At 31.3% G+C, this 14,473-nt stretch carries 15 protein-coding genes; 12 read left to right on the top strand and 3 right to left on the bottom strand.

What is annotated here, in order from left to right; genetic code table 11:
- The first annotated feature begins 168 nt into the window (after window positions 1–168).
- From ricT to H0I28_RS12385, 10 genes are all read left to right on the top strand, one after another.
- A complete protein-coding gene (ricT, locus tag H0I28_RS12430; RefSeq protein ID WP_218759307.1) occupies window positions 169–1,713 on the top strand; it encodes a regulatory iron-sulfur-containing complex subunit RicT in 1,545 nt (514 codons plus the stop codon).
- The gene (locus tag H0I28_RS12425; protein ID WP_218759306.1) at window positions 1,691–2,185 is read left to right on the top strand and encodes a gliding motility lipoprotein GldH; all 495 of its coding nucleotides are present in this window, start codon (window positions 1,691–1,693) and stop codon (window positions 2,183–2,185) included. The genes ricT and H0I28_RS12425 overlap by 23 nt, the downstream gene beginning before the upstream one ends.
- A 7-nt stretch (window positions 2,186–2,192) precedes the next feature.
- Window positions 2,193–4,457: a penicillin-binding protein 1A gene (locus H0I28_RS12420; protein ID WP_218754656.1), complete on the top strand. Its 2,265-nt coding sequence runs from the start codon at window positions 2,193–2,195 to the stop codon at window positions 4,455–4,457.
- Between the two features lie 135 nt (window positions 4,458–4,592).
- Window positions 4,593–5,294 (top strand): CoA transferase subunit A, encoded by a 702-nt coding sequence (locus H0I28_RS12415; protein ID WP_218759305.1) that lies wholly within the window; start codon window positions 4,593–4,595, stop codon window positions 5,292–5,294.
- A 147-nt stretch (window positions 5,295–5,441) separates the two neighbouring features.
- Window positions 5,442–6,095: a 3-oxoacid CoA-transferase subunit B gene (locus H0I28_RS12410; RefSeq protein ID WP_218759304.1), complete on the top strand. Its 654-nt coding sequence runs from the start codon at window positions 5,442–5,444 to the stop codon at window positions 6,093–6,095.
- A gap of 1 nt (window position 6,096) precedes the next feature.
- Entirely contained in the window at window positions 6,097–6,327 is a 231-nt protein-coding gene (locus H0I28_RS12405) for a hypothetical protein (protein ID WP_218759303.1), read from the top strand.
- A 47-nt stretch (window positions 6,328–6,374) separates the two neighbouring features.
- Window positions 6,375–7,136, top strand: a complete 762-nt coding sequence (locus H0I28_RS12400) for an exodeoxyribonuclease III (RefSeq protein ID WP_165731679.1) — start codon at window positions 6,375–6,377, stop codon at window positions 7,134–7,136.
- An 8-nt stretch (window positions 7,137–7,144) separates the two neighbouring features.
- On the top strand, window positions 7,145–8,434 hold the full coding sequence (locus H0I28_RS12395) for a lytic transglycosylase domain-containing protein (protein ID WP_218759302.1): 1,290 nt from the start codon (window positions 7,145–7,147) through the stop codon (window positions 8,432–8,434).
- A 185-nt stretch (window positions 8,435–8,619) separates the two neighbouring features.
- Window positions 8,620–9,606, top strand: coding sequence for a DUF4837 family protein (locus tag H0I28_RS12390; protein WP_218731790.1), 987 nt, complete (start codon window positions 8,620–8,622; stop codon window positions 9,604–9,606).
- 115 nt (window positions 9,607–9,721) lie between these two features.
- Window positions 9,722–10,216 carry a DUF1761 domain-containing protein gene (locus H0I28_RS12385; protein ID WP_218759301.1) on the top strand — a complete coding sequence of 165 codons (495 nt, stop codon included), beginning with the start codon at window positions 9,722–9,724 and terminating at the stop codon, window positions 10,214–10,216.
- A 64-nt stretch (window positions 10,217–10,280) separates the two neighbouring features.
- Here the strand turns inward: H0I28_RS12385 and trpS are convergent, their stop codons facing one another.
- Window positions 10,281–11,249, bottom strand: coding sequence for a tryptophan--tRNA ligase (trpS, locus tag H0I28_RS12380; RefSeq protein ID WP_218731788.1), 969 nt, complete (start codon window positions 11,247–11,249; stop codon window positions 10,281–10,283).
- Between the two features lie 195 nt (window positions 11,250–11,444).
- Here trpS and H0I28_RS12375 point away from each other — a divergent pair, with 195 nt between their 5' ends.
- Both H0I28_RS12375 and H0I28_RS12370 read left to right on the top strand, forming a co-directional pair.
- Window positions 11,445–12,209 (top strand): 1-acyl-sn-glycerol-3-phosphate acyltransferase, encoded by a 765-nt coding sequence (locus H0I28_RS12375; protein ID WP_218759300.1) that lies wholly within the window; start codon window positions 11,445–11,447, stop codon window positions 12,207–12,209.
- A complete protein-coding gene (locus tag H0I28_RS12370) occupies window positions 12,206–12,844 on the top strand; it encodes a hemolysin III family protein (RefSeq protein WP_218731786.1) in 639 nt (212 codons plus the stop codon). Before H0I28_RS12375 ends, H0I28_RS12370 begins: the two co-directional genes overlap by 4 nt.
- Window positions 12,845–12,847: 3 nt before the next feature.
- Here H0I28_RS12370 and H0I28_RS12365 read toward each other — a convergent pair whose 3' ends face one another.
- Together H0I28_RS12365 and H0I28_RS12360 are read right to left on the bottom strand one after the other, a co-directional pair.
- On the bottom strand, window positions 12,848–13,321 hold the full coding sequence (locus H0I28_RS12365; RefSeq protein ID WP_218759299.1) for a CYTH domain-containing protein: 474 nt from the start codon (window positions 13,319–13,321) through the stop codon (window positions 12,848–12,850).
- Between the two features lie 46 nt (window positions 13,322–13,367).
- Window positions 13,368–14,345: a class I SAM-dependent methyltransferase gene (locus H0I28_RS12360; protein ID WP_218759298.1), complete on the bottom strand. Its 978-nt coding sequence runs from the start codon at window positions 14,343–14,345 to the stop codon at window positions 13,368–13,370.
- Window positions 14,346–14,473 lie beyond the last annotated feature (128 nt).

Raw genomic sequence — 14,473 nt, 5'->3', positions numbered from 1 at the left:
AGAATGCGTATATTTACGAATTAGTGAAGATGAGGCGGTATGTTAGTATCTGTCTGATAATCAATTTATGAACCAAGAGGTTTTTAGGTTTTATAGCGATGTTTTTAGTGGATTTGCTGCTAATAATAAACTTTAAAGACTATCAACTATAAAAATATATATACTTACATGGCATGTGGAAGTTGTGGTACAACAGAAAATGGAGTACCAAAAGGTTGCAAGAGTAATGGTAATTGTGGGTCAGGAACCTGCGGAAGTGGTAGTAATAAACTAGCCGTTTTTGATTGGTTGTCTAATATGACGTTACCAAGCGGACAAGAAAGATTTAATATTTTTGAAGTCCGTTTTAAAAACGGAAGAAAGCATTTTTATACAAATCCAGATAATTTACCCATCACTATGGGAGATATTGTGGCGGTAGAAGGTGCTCCAGGACATGATATTGGTACAGTTTCTTTGGCAGGAGAGTTGGTAAAAGTGCAAATGAAAAAACGCAAAATTACCGCAGATCATGAAGATGTAAAGAAAATTTACAGAAAAGCGAGTCAGAGAGATATAGATATTTGGCAAGAGGCAAGAGGCAAAGAAGAAGAAACGCAAAGAAAAGGAAGGGAAATTCTAGGACGTTTAGGTTTGCAAATGAAATTGTCTGATGTAGAATATCAAGGTGATGGAAATAAAGCTACGTTCTATTATACGGCAGATACAAGAGTAGATTTTAGACAGTTAATTAGAGATTTGGCAAGTGCATTTTCTATTCGTGTAGAAATGAAGCAAGTAGGTGCAAGACAAGAAGCTGCCCGTTTAGGAGGTGTTGGTTCTTGTGGTAGAGAGTTATGTTGTTCTACTTGGTTAACAGATTTTAGAAAAGTAACAACATCTGCGGCACGTTATCAACAATTATCTTTAAATCCTTTAAAGTTAGCAGGACAATGTGGTAAACTAAAGTGTTGTTTAAATTTTGAATTAGACACGTATTTAGATGCTTTAAAATCATTTCCGAAACAAGATTTAGTACTAAAAACAGAAAAGGGAGATGCCGTATTTGTAAAGATGGATATTTTTAAAAATCATCTTTGGTATACCTACAAAGAAGAGCGTTTTAAATGGTTTAGACTTACATTAGAACAAGTTTTAGAAATAATAGCGCTTAATAAAAATAATGAAAAATCTATTTCGTTAGAAGAATATGAAGCAGATGTAGAAATTCCTGTTAAAGTAGATTTCGAAGATGCTGTAGGGCAAGATAGTTTAACGCGTTTTGATACTCCTAAAACAAGCAATCGTAAGAGAAGAAATAAGAAAAAACCGGCTGCAGTTGCTAATAATAATACTAAGCCAAGGACAAGGTCTAACCCAAATCAAAAACCAAATCCTAACCAAAAGGCAACAACCAGTCAAAAGCCGAACCCAAATCAGAAAAGAAAGCCACAAGCTAAGAAACAACCAAATACAAACCCAAATCAGAAGCCTAAAGCCAAACTGAATCCGAATGCGAATCCGAATCAAAAGGCTAAACCAAATGCTCAGCCAAAACCAAGGCCGCAAAGAAAACCAAGACCGAAACCTCAAGGTGATGTAAAGAAACCAGAAGGAGAAGCTAAGGATATAAAAAAGCCAGAAGGTGAAGTTAAAAAAGTAAATAAGCCAAGGAGAAATAATAGAAACCGTAAAAATAATAACCCTAAAAATGATAACAATTCTGAAAAGTAATCCTTTTTTAATTGTTTTAGGATCTCTTTTATTGCTGTTTTCTTGTGATGATAAATCAGATTTTAATCTATATAAATCAATAGACAATGAAGGTTGGAAAGCGAATGAGAAAATATTTTTTGAGTTTGATGTAAAAGACACTATTTCTCCAAAAAATCTATTTATCAATATTAGAAATAATAATGAGTATGCTTATAGTAATTTGTATCTTATTACAGAGCTTGTTTTTCCTAATGAAACAAAGGTTGTAGATACTTTACAATACGAAATGGCAGATAAAACAGGGCGTTTTTTAGGTGTTGGTTTTACAGAGATTAAAGAAAATAAATTATTTTATAAAGAAAAAAAGGCATTTCCAGTTTCTGGAAATTATACATTTAATGTGCGCCATGCAATGCGTAAAAATGGAGAAGTAAAGGCAATTGAATTTTTAAAAGGAATTCAGGATGTTGGCTTTAGCATAGAAAATTAAAATAGAAATGACACAGAAGAAAACGACAGATTTTAAAAAATATATTAAATGGTTTTGGTTGCTAGTTCTAGGTGGATTTGCATCAATATTATTATTGTTTTTAATTGCTTCTTGGGGTGGTTTAGGAAAATTACCAACGTTTGAAGAGTTAGAAAATCCAGAAAATAACTTAGCAACAGAAATTATTTCTTCAGATGGTAAAACATTGGGTAAATATGCTACAGAAAATAGAACACCTATTAAGTTTACTGATTTACCAGATAATTTAATAAAAGCATTAGTAGCAACGGAAGATGAACGTTTTTTTGAGCATTCTGGTATTGATTTTAAAGGAACTGCAAGAGCTATCTTAAAACCAGGAAGTGGAGGTGCTAGTACAATTACACAGCAATTAGCAAAAATGTTATTTACTGGTAGAGCTTCTAGAAATATCTTTTTAAGAGTTGGCCAAAAAGTAAAAGAATGGGTGGTTGCTACAAAATTAGAAAGACAATATACCAAAAACGAAATTCTTACAATGTACTTAAATAAGTACGATTTTATAAACCAGGCAGTTGGTATTCGTTCTGCAGCTCGTATTTATTTTGGTAAAGAACCAAAAGAATTAGAGGTGCAAGAATCTGCAATGTTGGTTGGTATGTTAAAAAATGCATCATTATTTAATCCTTTAAGAAGAGCAGAACGTGTAAAAAATCGTAGGAACGTTGTGTTAAAACAAATGAACCGTAGCGAATTTATTTCAGAACAAGAAAAAGACTCTTTACAAGCATTAGATTTAGGTTTAGATATTCATAAAGAAGGACATAGTGATGGTTCTGCAACTTATTTTAGAACGTATTTACAGAAATATTTAAGAAAATGGGTAGAGGAAAACCCAAAACCAAATGGAGAAGAATATAATATTTTTAGAGACGGTTTAAAGATTTATGTAACTATAGATTCTAGAATGCAAAAATATGCAGAAGAAGCTATTGAAGAACATATGTCTAACTTACAGTCTTACTTTTTTACAGAACAAAAAAGAAACAAAACAGCACCTTTTTATGATATAAAAGAATCTGAAATTAACAGAATTTTAGAAAGAGCTAAGAAAAACTCGGATAGATATAAGCGGTTAAAAATTGCAGGAAAATCTAATAAGTATATTGATGAAGTTTTCAAAACAAAAACGGAAATGAGTGTTTTTTCTTGGAAAGGTGATATTGATACTATTATGTCTCCAATGGATTCTGTAAGATATTATAAATACTTTTTACGTGCTGGATTGTTGTCTATAGAGCCACAATCTGGTCATATTAAAGCTTGGGTAGGAGGAGTTAATAACAAGCATTTTAAATATGATGCTGTTGCACAACAAAAAAGGCAAGTAGGTTCTACCTTTAAACCATTTGTATATGCTGCTGCAATTAATCAATTAAAATTATCTCCTTGCGATGAATTTCCAAACATACCATATACAATTCCAAAAGGAAAATATGGAATACCAAAAGCATGGACACCAGAAAATGCGAGTAAAAAGTATGGAGGAATGTTAAGCCTAAAAGATGGTTTAGCTGGTTCTGTAAATACAATGTCTGCGAGATTAATAGATATGGTTGGTCCAGAAAATGTAGTGCGTTTAGCAAAATCTGCTGGTATAGAAAGTGATATTCCTGCAAATCCTTCTATTGCATTAGGAGCCGTAGATTTATCATTATTAGAAATGGTAAGTGCCTATGCTACTTTTGCAAATCAAGGTTTACGAGTTGCACCAATGATTTTAACAAGAATTGAAGATAAAAACGGAACTGTTTTAGAAGAATTTACACCAGAAACGAAAGAGGTTTTAAGCGAAGAATCTGCTTATGTTGTGTTAGATTTATTAAAAGGAGTTACCCAATCTGGTTCTGGTGTTCGTTTACGTTTACCTTGGAAAAAAGCCGATTATATTACAGGTCATCCTTATAAATTTACAAATCCTATTGCAGGTAAAACAGGTACCACTCAAAATCAATCAGATGGTTGGTTTATGGGGATTGTACCTAATTTAGCAACAGGTGTTTGGACAGGTGGAGAAGATAGAGCAACTCATTTTGCAGGTATTGCAAAAGGACAAGGTGCTACAATGGCTTTACCTTCTTGGGCGTTATATATGCAAAAAGTATATGCAGATGAAACGTTAAATGTGAGTAAGAAAGATTTTGAAAAACCAGAGAACTTATCAATCAATATTGATTGTAATGATACATCTGGTGATGAGGATACTCCTATAGATGAAGATACCGATTTTTAGTATAGAAAGAGTCTCCTAAGTTTTTAGGGGATTCTTTATTTCAATAAATTCTTTATTTTGTGCTAAATTTATTTTTTAGTAAATTACAAGAATGTCACTTCGCGCATAGTCGGGAAGCTCTAAAACAGGAACATTATGATCAATAAAAAGGTAAAAAACGTAGAAGATGCTTTAAAAGGCGTTAAAAATGGAATGACTTTTATGTTGGGTGGTTTTGGTTTATGTGGAATCCCAGAAAATGCAATTTCAGAACTTGTAAAACTAAATGTTAGAAATGTTACTTGTATTTCTAATAATGCAGGTGTAGATGATTTTGGTTTAGGCTTATTGCTTCAAAATAAGCAAATCAAAAAAATGATTTCTTCTTATGTAGGAGAAAATGATGAGTTTGAACGCCAAATGTTATCTGGAGAGTTAGAAGTAGAATTAACTCCACAAGGAACATTAGCTGAAAAATGTAGAGCTGCACAAGCTGGTTTTCCTGCATTTTATACGCCTGCAGGTTACGGAACAGAAGTTGCAGAAGGAAAAGAAACCAGAGAGTTTGATGGTAAAATGTATGTTTTGGAGCCTGCTTTTAAAGCGGATTTTGCCTTTGTAAAAGCTTGGAAAGGAGATGCAGCAGGTAATTTAATTTTTAAAGGAACTTCTAGAAATTTTAATCCGAATATGTGCGGTGCCGCAACAATTACTGTGGCTGAAGTAGAAGAATTGGTAGAGGTTGGAGAATTGGACCCAAACAATATTCATATTCCCGGAATATTTGTACAACGTATTTTTCAAGGTAAAGATTATGAGAAAAGAATTGAACAAAGAACGGTGCGTAATCGCGAATAATTATTCGTTTGTTATTCTTGACGTAGACAAGAATCGATACTGTATTAATTTAAAATTAATGATAGTTTTCTGTTTTTACAGGAATGACATGAGGTTAAATTAATACTTTTTCTAATTATCAAATCTATTAATCATCAAATTAATAATATGTTAGACAAAATAGGAATTGCAAAGCGAATCGCACAAGAAGTTCAAAACGGATTTTATGTGAACTTGGGTATTGGTATTCCAACCTTGGTTGCAAATTACGTCCGTGAAGGTATAGAGGTTGAGTTTCAAAGTGAAAATGGTGTTCTAGGAATGGGACCTTTTCCTTTTGAAGGTGAAGAAGATGCAGATATTATAAATGCAGGGAAACAAACGATAACAACGATGCCTGGAGCAAGTTTTTTCGATTCTTCTATGAGTTTTGCAATGATTCGTGGTAAGCATGTAGATTTAACTATTCTAGGAGCAATGGAAGTTGCAGAAAATGGTGATATTGCCAACTGGAAAATTCCAGGAAAAATGGTAAAAGGAATGGGAGGCGCAATGGATTTAGTTGCTTCTGCAGAAAATATTATTGTTGCCATGATGCACACCAATAAACGTGGTGAGTCTAAAATTTTAAAGAAATGTTCTTTGCCTTTAACGGGAGTTGGTTGTGTAACAAAAATAGTAACAAACTTAGCATTTCTAGAAGTAAGAGATAACGTGTTTCACTTGTTAGAAAGAGCTCCTGGTGTTTCTGTAGAAGATATTCAGAAAGCAACAGAAGGAACATTGGTAGTTAATGGGGAAATACCAGAAATGAAGTTTTAAAATGAATTTATTTAAGAAAACATATTGGATTATTTATCCAATTCTTATTGTTGTATTTATGTTCATTTTTGATCAATTGTATACAATGGATAACTTCCTTTTAAAAGGGGGTATTTGTGCCGTTTTAGCATTTATAATATCGCCAAGAAAAAGATTAATTCTAACTGAAGCAGGAAAGAAAAAGCAGATTACTTGGGTATTTTTAAAGGATCCAATAGTGCTAGAGCAATAAATTAAAAATAAGAGTGTTTTCCTTTATCAGGAAATTAAAAAGCATACATGAAGATAATATCATACAACGTAAACGGCATTAGAGCCGCATTAAAAAAAGGATTTTTAGATTGGTTAGAAGCCGCAAATCCAGATGTAATTTGCATACAAGAAACCAAGGCACATAAAGAACAATTAGATCTTACCGATTTTGAAAATGCAGGTTACCCATATCATTATTGGTTTTCTGCACAGAAAAAAGGATACTCTTCTGTAGCTATTTTTTGTAAAGAAAAACCAAATCATATTGAGTATGGAACCGGAATTGAATCTATGGATTTTGAAGGTAGAAATTTACGTGTAGACTTCGATGGTGTTTCTGTAATGAGCTTGTATTTACCTTCTGGTACTAATTCTGAAAGGTTAGACTTTAAGTTTAAATACATGGATGAATTTCAAGAATACATCAATAATTTAAAACTAGAAATTCCGAATTTAGTAATCTGTGGAGATTATAATATTTGTCATGAAGAAATTGATATTCACAACCCAAAAATGAAAAATGTTTCTGGCTTTTTACCCGTAGAAAGAACTTGGATTGGCGAATTTATTAAGAACGGGTTTATAGATAGTTTTCGTTTTTTAAATCAAGAAAAACAAGAATATTCTTGGTGGAGTTACAGAGCAAATTCTAGGGCAAATAATAAAGGTTGGCGTTTAGATTATGCGATGGTTTCAGAACCTTTAAAAGAAAAAATTTCTAGAGCCTATATTTTACCAGAAGCAAAACATTCAGACCATTGCCCAATTGCAGTAGAACTTGACATTTAAAACAAAACATGAATAAACTAATTATATTCCTCCTATTTACTAGTACTATTTTTTCACAAATAAAAAAAGATACTTTATTTATAACCAAAGGCACCTTAAAAGAGCCTGTTAGAAAAAGTTTTTTTTCTGATGCAGATTTAGATGCAATTGATAGCTTATTAGTTGATGATAAATTTAATTCGGCTTTAGTAGATTCGTTAAGTTATGTAATAAATGATATAGATATTATTGGAAACACAAGCACTGTTTTAACAACAGATTTATTAAAATTACGTCTTACTGCTTTAAATAATAAAACGCCTTTTAATTTAGCATTTAATCCTTCTTTAGAACAAGTAATTAATAGTTATTTATTGCATCGTAAAAGATACTATCCTGCTTTAATGGCAAAAGCAAAATACTATTTTCCAATGTTCGAGCAATATTTAGATCAATATGATATTCCTTTAGAAATGAAATATTTGGCTATTGTAGAGTCTGCTTTAAGACCAAAAATTAAATCTGGAGCTGGAGCAACAGGTTTGTGGCAATTTATGTATGGCACAGGAGTGGAGTTCGATTTAAAAGTGAGTTCTTATGTAGATGAGCGCCAAGATCCCGTAAAAGCAACAATTGCTGCTTGTAAATATTTAAGTCAGTTATTTACTGTTTTTGGTGATTGGGATTTAGCTTTAGCAGCTTACAATTCTGGGCCTGGAAATGTAAGAAAAGCTATTAAGCGTTCTGGAGGATATACAAATTATTGGAATATAAGACCTTATTTGCCAAGAGAAACCGCAAGTTATGTACCTGCTTTTTATGCAACGATGTATATTTTTGAATATGCAAATGAACATAATATTTATTCTGAACTTCCACAATTTTTTAATTTTCAGACAGATACAATTCATGTTAAAAGAACCATTAGTTTCGATCAAATTTCAGAGAAGATAGCTATTGATGAAGAGGTGTTGTCTGAGTTAAACCCGTCTTATAAATTGGATATTATTCCGTTTGTAGAAGATAAAAATTATGCTTTAATATTACCAAGTAACAAGATTATTGAGTTTTTAGATAAGGAAAAAGAAATTTATGCTTTGGCAGATACAGATGATGCGCAGAGAGAAAAACCTTTACCTAAGTATTTCGAAATGGACCAACGTATACGTTACAGAGTAGTTAATGGAGATTTTTTAGGTAAAATAGCAAATAAATTTGGAGTTCGGGTAAGTGACTTAAAACGTTGGAATAGTTTAAAAACAAGCCGATTAAAAATAGGGCAAAGATTGTCTGTTTATCCTAAAAAAATAGGGAAATAGTCTCTGTTTAGAGAAATAATAAAGTAGTAAAACCGAACAGGAAAAATACATTGTTAACTAGCTGTAAAGTATTTCTGATAAACATTTTTGTTTTTCTTAGAAATACTTTAAAAGTGGAACAGTATTTGGAGTGTTAAACTTTTAGAAGTAAGAACCAACTTTATAACATAAAAATAACTAAACTCATGAAAAAAATATTTACGTTGCTTGCATTTACAGTTTTATTTACCTCATGTGGTGGAGGTAACGATAAAATTACTTTACGATCATCTGTTGGTAAAGTAAACAAAGTAATGGTAGTTACTAAAGCTAGTGATTGGGCTGGTGATATTGGTAAAGAAATAAGAAATTCTTTTGGAGAATTGATGGTTGGTTTGCCACAACCAGAGCCTCTTTTATCTGTTTCTCAAGTGGCTCCAAATGGTTTTGGAAAGATGATGCAAGCTGGTAGAAATATTCTGGTTATAGGTGTTGCCGATGAAGAAAAATATTTTGTTAGAACCAATGTTTATGCAGATCCACAAACTATTGTTTATGTGTATGCTAAAGACAAAGAAGGTGTTGTAAACTTGTTTAAAAAACATCATGAAGAAATTATTAAAACCTTTATAGCTTCGGATGTTAAAATGCTTCAAAATTTGTTTGCAAAAAACAAATTGGATGATTCTCAATTTAAAACACTTCAAAATTTAGGGATTTCATTAACCATCAATAATAAATTTAACACCGTAGATGATACGGGAGATTTTTTATGGTTGCGTCAGCATTTATCAAGCGGAATTGCAAAAACAGGAAGTAATAATATTTTAGTGTATTCTGTTCCTTTAGAAGATGAAACACAAGTATCTGATAGTATTGTAGCCGTTAGAAATAGAATTGGTAAGAAATATATACCAGGTTCAGACCCAGAAACCATGCATATGATTACAGAAAAAGCATATACTCCTTTTACTTTTGATGCTGTTATAGATGGTAAAAAAGCCTATGAAACTCGTGGTAAGTGGGAAGTTAAAAATGATTTTATGGCAGGTCCATTTTTAAACTATACGGTGGTGGATAAAAAGAACAACCGATTAATTATTTTTGAAGGTTTCACGTATGCACCTTCTGTTAACAAAAGAGCATTTTTGTTTGAGTTAGAAGCAACTGCAAAATCTATGAAGATCAAATAAAAGGACTTTATAAAGTCTTATTGAAGCCGAAAGCATTTGTTTTCGGCTTTTTTTATGGAATAAATTTCTAATTTCAGATTAGCTATATTTGGTATTCAACCAAAAACTTTTAATCATGCAAACGAATATTTACATCTTTTTTATAGCTGCTTTAATTCCTTTAGTTATCGGTTTTATCTGGTATGGTCCCTTATTTGGAAATACTTGGATGAAAGAAATGGGATTTACCAAAGAATCTTTAGCTAACAAGAACATGGTATTAACGTTTATACTCTGTTATATATTTAGTTTTTTTATAGCTTTCATTTTACAATCTCTTGTAATTCATCAAGGTGGTGTTTTCTCTACAATGTTAGTATCTGGTTCAACAGAACTAGAAGGTGAAGCGCTTGTTTATTTTGAAGATTTTATGACTAAGTATGGAAATAATTATAGAACCTTTAAACACGGTTTATTACATGGTATTTTAACGGGACTGTTTTTTGTATTACCTATTTTATCAATTATAGCAATGTTTGAAAGGAAATCTGTAAAATACGTTGCTATTAATGCTGGTTATTGGATAGTAACTTTGGCATTTATGGGAGGTATTATATGTGAATGGGCATAGAGTAAACCATATCTAAAAAATAAAACCACGCATTTAGCGTGGTTTTTATATTGGTAAAATAGGTTTAGTAACCAATTTTTGACCTTACTCTTTTTAGAACTCCGTTTGCAACTACAGTTGCTTTTTCTGCTCCAATTTTTAAAGCCTCATCAAGTTCATGCTTATTTTCCATATAATGATTGTAGCGGTCTCTTATTGGTGAAAATTGTTCAAGAATCAATTCATATAAAGCTTGTTTTGCGTGTCCGTAGCCATAATTACCACCTTCGTAATTTGCTCTCATTGTTGCAATCTGCTCATCAGAAGCTAATAACTTATAGAGTCCAAAAACATTATCTGTATCTGGGTTTTTAGGATCTTCTAACCCTAAACTATCTGTTTTAATAGACATTATTTGTTTTCTTAACTTCTTGTCTGGTAAGAAAATATTGATAATGTTATTTCTAGATTTACTCATTTTTTCACCATCAATTCCAGGAACTAATTTTGTGTTTTTTTGAATTTCTGCTTGAGGCGGAACCAATGTTTCGCCGACAATATTGTTAAATCTATTGGCTACATCACGGGTCATTTCTAAATGTTGTAACTGATCTTTACCAACAGGTACAACTTCTGCATCATACAATAAAATATCTGCAGCCATTAACATTGGGTAGGTAAATAAACCTGCATTTACATCACCTAATCTATCAGCTTTATCTTTAAATCCGTGTGCTAAAGTTAGTCTTTGATATGGAAAAAAACAGCTTAAATACCAAGTCAATTCTGTAGTTTGTGGTATGTCGCTTTGTCTGTAAAATATGGTTTTATTAATGTCTAATCCACAAGCAAGCCAAGTAGCAGCAACACTGTACGTGTTTTCTCTTAATTCTTTTCCATCTTTAATTTGGGTTAAAGAATGCATATCTGCAATAAATATAAAAGATTCATTTCCTGGACTATTTGCCATTTTTATTGCTGGTAAAATAGCCCCTAATAAATTTCCTAAATGTGGAGTTCCTGTACTTTGTACACCTGTTAAAATTCTAGACATTATATTGTTTTTATCTTTTTTTTGATGGAGAGCTTCTCATTACTCTCTGCAATTACAAAAATAAGGTTTTGTTTAAGAAAACCTATCAAACAAAAGAATATTAGTATTTTTGTTTGATAGTAGAATTTAGGAGAGTAACTTTATTCTTTTTAAGTGATTACTATTTTAAATCATCTAGCAACTTTTATTGATTCTATGAAGTACCTTAAGGTTCCTTTTCTTTTAATTTGGCGTTTGTGGTTTTACCTTTTAATGATCATAACTATTTTAGTGATGTCCCCACTTTTGTTGTTATTCACTTTTAAAGAAGCGCATTATCATATTTTTTGGAGAATTGCTAGAGTTTTATCTAAAATTCTAATTTACGGGATGGGTTTTCGTTTAAATGTACAATTTGATGAAGAATTAGAACCGAATAAAAGTTATATGTTTTGCCCAAACCATACTTCTTTAATGGATCCTTTTGTTTTGATTGCCATCAGTAAAAACCCTATTGTATTTGTTGGTAAGCAAGAGTTGGTTAAAATACCTGTTTTTGGTTTTTTCTATAAACGAGTGGTGATTATGGTAGATAGAAATAATCCCGAAAGTAGAAGAAGAGTTTTTAGCATGGCTAAAAAAAGATTGCAAAACGGCGTAAGTATGGCTATTTTTCCAGAAGGATTAGTACCGGAAGAAGATGTGATTTTGGCACCATTTAAAAAAGGAGCTTTTAGTTTAGCAATAGAGTTTGAGATACCAATTGTACCACAAGTTTATTACGATTGTAAACGTTTGTTTTCTTGGGATATTTTTAAAGGAGGTATGGGAGTTTTTAGAGTACGCCAGCATAAATTTATTTCTACTAAAGGGTTGTCTTTAAAAGATAGAGATCAATTAAAAGATAAGACATTTGATGTGATTTACAACGATTTGGCAAATGATAAAAAGTATATGAAAGATACAAATAGCACAAAATGAGTGTAAAATTAAATCCAGGATATTCCGAAACAGAAGAACGCTTAAACGTTTTGTCTCATGGTTTAGGTTTGCTTGCAAGTGTAATTGTTTTTCCTTTTTTAATAGTAAAAGCAACCAACTATGCTAACTTTTGGGATATTGCTAGTTTTGTTATTTATGGGGTGAGTTTAATTGTTTTATATGCAGCATCTACATTTTATCATGCAGCTAAAAATCCGAAGAAAAGAAGACGGTTAAATATTTTTGATCATGCCGCTATTTATGCTTTAATTGCTGGGAGTTATACTCCTTTTTGTTTGGTCGCTTTAAATTCTGACTTAGGTTGGTATATGTTTATTGCGGTTTGGATTTTTGCCTTAACAGGTATTATTTTAAAGCTATTTTTTACAGGAAGGTTCGATAAAATTTCTACAGCAATGTATCTTTTAATGGGCTGGCAAGTGGTATTTTTTATAAAACCTTTAATGGTTGCTTTACCAAGTTTTAATTTAAACTTATTAATTGGCGGAGGAGTTTTTTACACCATTGGGGCTATTTTATATTCCATCAAAAAGATACCTTATAACCACGCCATTTTTCACGTATTTGTTTTATTAGGCAGTATCAGTCATTTTATAGGAATTTACTACTTGTAATTTTTAAACCCAATCTTTAAAAGGATGTTTACTAATGCTAGAATTATAGTATTTTACATCTCCAGTAACTTCTTGGTCTAGCCAATTTGGTTTTGTAAAAGTTTCAGTTTCTGAGTTTAATTCTACTTCTGCAACTGTTAAACCTTGGTTGTCGCCATAAAATTCATCCACTTCAAAAGTGTGATCACCAACTTTAATTAAATATCTTGTTTTATCAATTACACTAGGTTCACATAATAAAAGTAAACTTTCGGCTTCCGATTTGTCAATTTCTTTTTCCCATTCAAAACGAGTTGTTCCTGTTGCGTTAGATTTTCCTTTAATAGTCATAAAAGCTTTTTCATCTGCAATTCTAACTCTTACAGTTCTGTTTTTATCAGAATTTAAATAGCCTTGTTTAATGCTTTTTTGAGCAAAACTTTCACGTTTAAAATCGTCGTTTTTTACTAAAAATTTTCTTTCTATTTCTAAACTCATAAAATGGATGTTTTTTACCGTAACTTAGGTATTGTAATAAATAATGTTATTTTTTATTCTGATAAATGCCAAATACAAAATCAGACTGATTTTCTTTTAGATATTTGTCTTCTAGGGCAAAAAGCTTGTCCAAAACTTGCTCCTTTTCGGTATCTAATTCATAGAAATGATGAGAAATATCTCTAAGCGTGCTCATCAATAAATTATTTCCGTAAGGTCTTTCTACAAGCGTGGTATAATGTTTATGGATAGACGGAATAATACTTTCTGAATCAATACATTCAGAAGGGTCTGCCATGATCATTCTAAGCACACCAACGCCTCTGTATTTGTTTTTATGAAGGTTACTTTTAAATTGTGTTCTAAATTTCTTAGGAATAGATTTTAACGCTTCATTGATTGCTGTTATTTGTGTTTTAGAAAACTGATGCCTTGTAGTTCCTACAAATTCATTAATTATAAGTAATCCATCTGGTTTTAATACTTTTTGTACTCTGCCAGATAATAAAGATTCTATTTTATCAAAATGATGTAAAGAAGCTTTAAAGAATATAACATCAAAATCATTTTTATTAAACTCAAAATCATCAATGTTCTTAGCAATAAATTTAATGTTTGTTACGCCATTTTTCGCTGCTTTTTTCGCTGCAATCTGAAGTAAATTGTCAGCAATATCTAAACAAACAACTTCTTTAAAAATGGTGTTGTTTTTGGCCAATTCAATTTCTGGATTGCAAATACCAGAACCTAAAGAAAGAAGCCTTAGGTTGGTTTTGTCTTTCAAAAAATCATCCGTAATAAAACTAATATAATCTACATTTTTATCACCAGAAATTAAAAAATTCCATCGTTCTACAACCTTAGGAATAGACCAAAAATTAGAAGAAATAAAGGAAGAGTTATCAAAAGCACTTTTTGTTCTAACTTCTTTGTTAAACGTAAATTTAGAAAAGAAAAACTTGCTACCTCGTTGTATTGCTTTAAAATACGTGTCTATAAAATCATCTAAAGTAATCAGTTTCATATCCTGTTTTAACAATCGTCACAAAAATACTTTTTTAAAACAAACTGTCATCCTCAATAAGTATTCTTTTTAGTTAGATTATATATTACAAATTAGAATAAATCTTAGAAATAGGGTTAAAAAGTGTA

Origin of the sequence: Polaribacter sp. AHE13PA, from assembly GCF_019278505.1 — a bacterium.
GTDB lineage: Bacteria > Bacteroidota > Bacteroidia > Flavobacteriales > Flavobacteriaceae > Polaribacter.
The sequence above is the reverse complement of the archived record's forward strand: the minus strand, read 5'-3'. Positions and strand labels throughout refer to the sequence as shown.

Excerpts from the sequence above, each read along its gene's own strand:
- H0I28_RS12385 (WP_218759301.1), top strand. The coding sequence starts at position 9,722 with ATGCAAACGAATATTTACATCTTTTTTATAGCTGCTTTAATTCCTTTA.
- H0I28_RS12400 (WP_165731679.1), top strand. The coding sequence starts at position 6,375 with ATGAAGATAATATCATACAACGTAAACGGCATTAGAGCCGCATTAAAA.
- H0I28_RS12390 (WP_218731790.1), top strand. The coding sequence starts at position 8,620 with ATGAAAAAAATATTTACGTTGCTTGCATTTACAGTTTTATTTACCTCA.
- H0I28_RS12375 (WP_218759300.1), top strand. The coding sequence starts at position 11,445 with ATGAAGTACCTTAAGGTTCCTTTTCTTTTAATTTGGCGTTTGTGGTTT.
- H0I28_RS12410 (WP_218759304.1), top strand. The coding sequence starts at position 5,442 with ATGTTAGACAAAATAGGAATTGCAAAGCGAATCGCACAAGAAGTTCAA.
- trpS (WP_218731788.1), bottom strand. The coding sequence starts at position 11,249 with ATGTCTAGAATTTTAACAGGTGTACAAAGTACAGGAACTCCACATTTA.
- H0I28_RS12365 (WP_218759299.1), bottom strand. The coding sequence starts at position 13,321 with ATGAGTTTAGAAATAGAAAGAAAATTTTTAGTAAAAAACGACGATTTT.
- H0I28_RS12360 (WP_218759298.1), bottom strand. The coding sequence starts at position 14,345 with ATGAAACTGATTACTTTAGATGATTTTATAGACACGTATTTTAAAGCA.
- ricT (WP_218759307.1), top strand. The coding sequence starts at position 169 with ATGGCATGTGGAAGTTGTGGTACAACAGAAAATGGAGTACCAAAAGGT.
- H0I28_RS12370 (WP_218731786.1), top strand. The coding sequence starts at position 12,206 with ATGAGTGTAAAATTAAATCCAGGATATTCCGAAACAGAAGAACGCTTA.
- H0I28_RS12395 (WP_218759302.1), top strand. The coding sequence starts at position 7,145 with ATGAATAAACTAATTATATTCCTCCTATTTACTAGTACTATTTTTTCA.
- H0I28_RS12405 (WP_218759303.1), top strand. The coding sequence starts at position 6,097 with ATGAATTTATTTAAGAAAACATATTGGATTATTTATCCAATTCTTATT.
- H0I28_RS12420 (WP_218754656.1), top strand. The coding sequence starts at position 2,193 with ATGACACAGAAGAAAACGACAGATTTTAAAAAATATATTAAATGGTTT.
- H0I28_RS12425 (WP_218759306.1), top strand. The coding sequence starts at position 1,691 with ATGATAACAATTCTGAAAAGTAATCCTTTTTTAATTGTTTTAGGATCT.
- H0I28_RS12415 (WP_218759305.1), top strand. The coding sequence starts at position 4,593 with ATGATCAATAAAAAGGTAAAAAACGTAGAAGATGCTTTAAAAGGCGTT.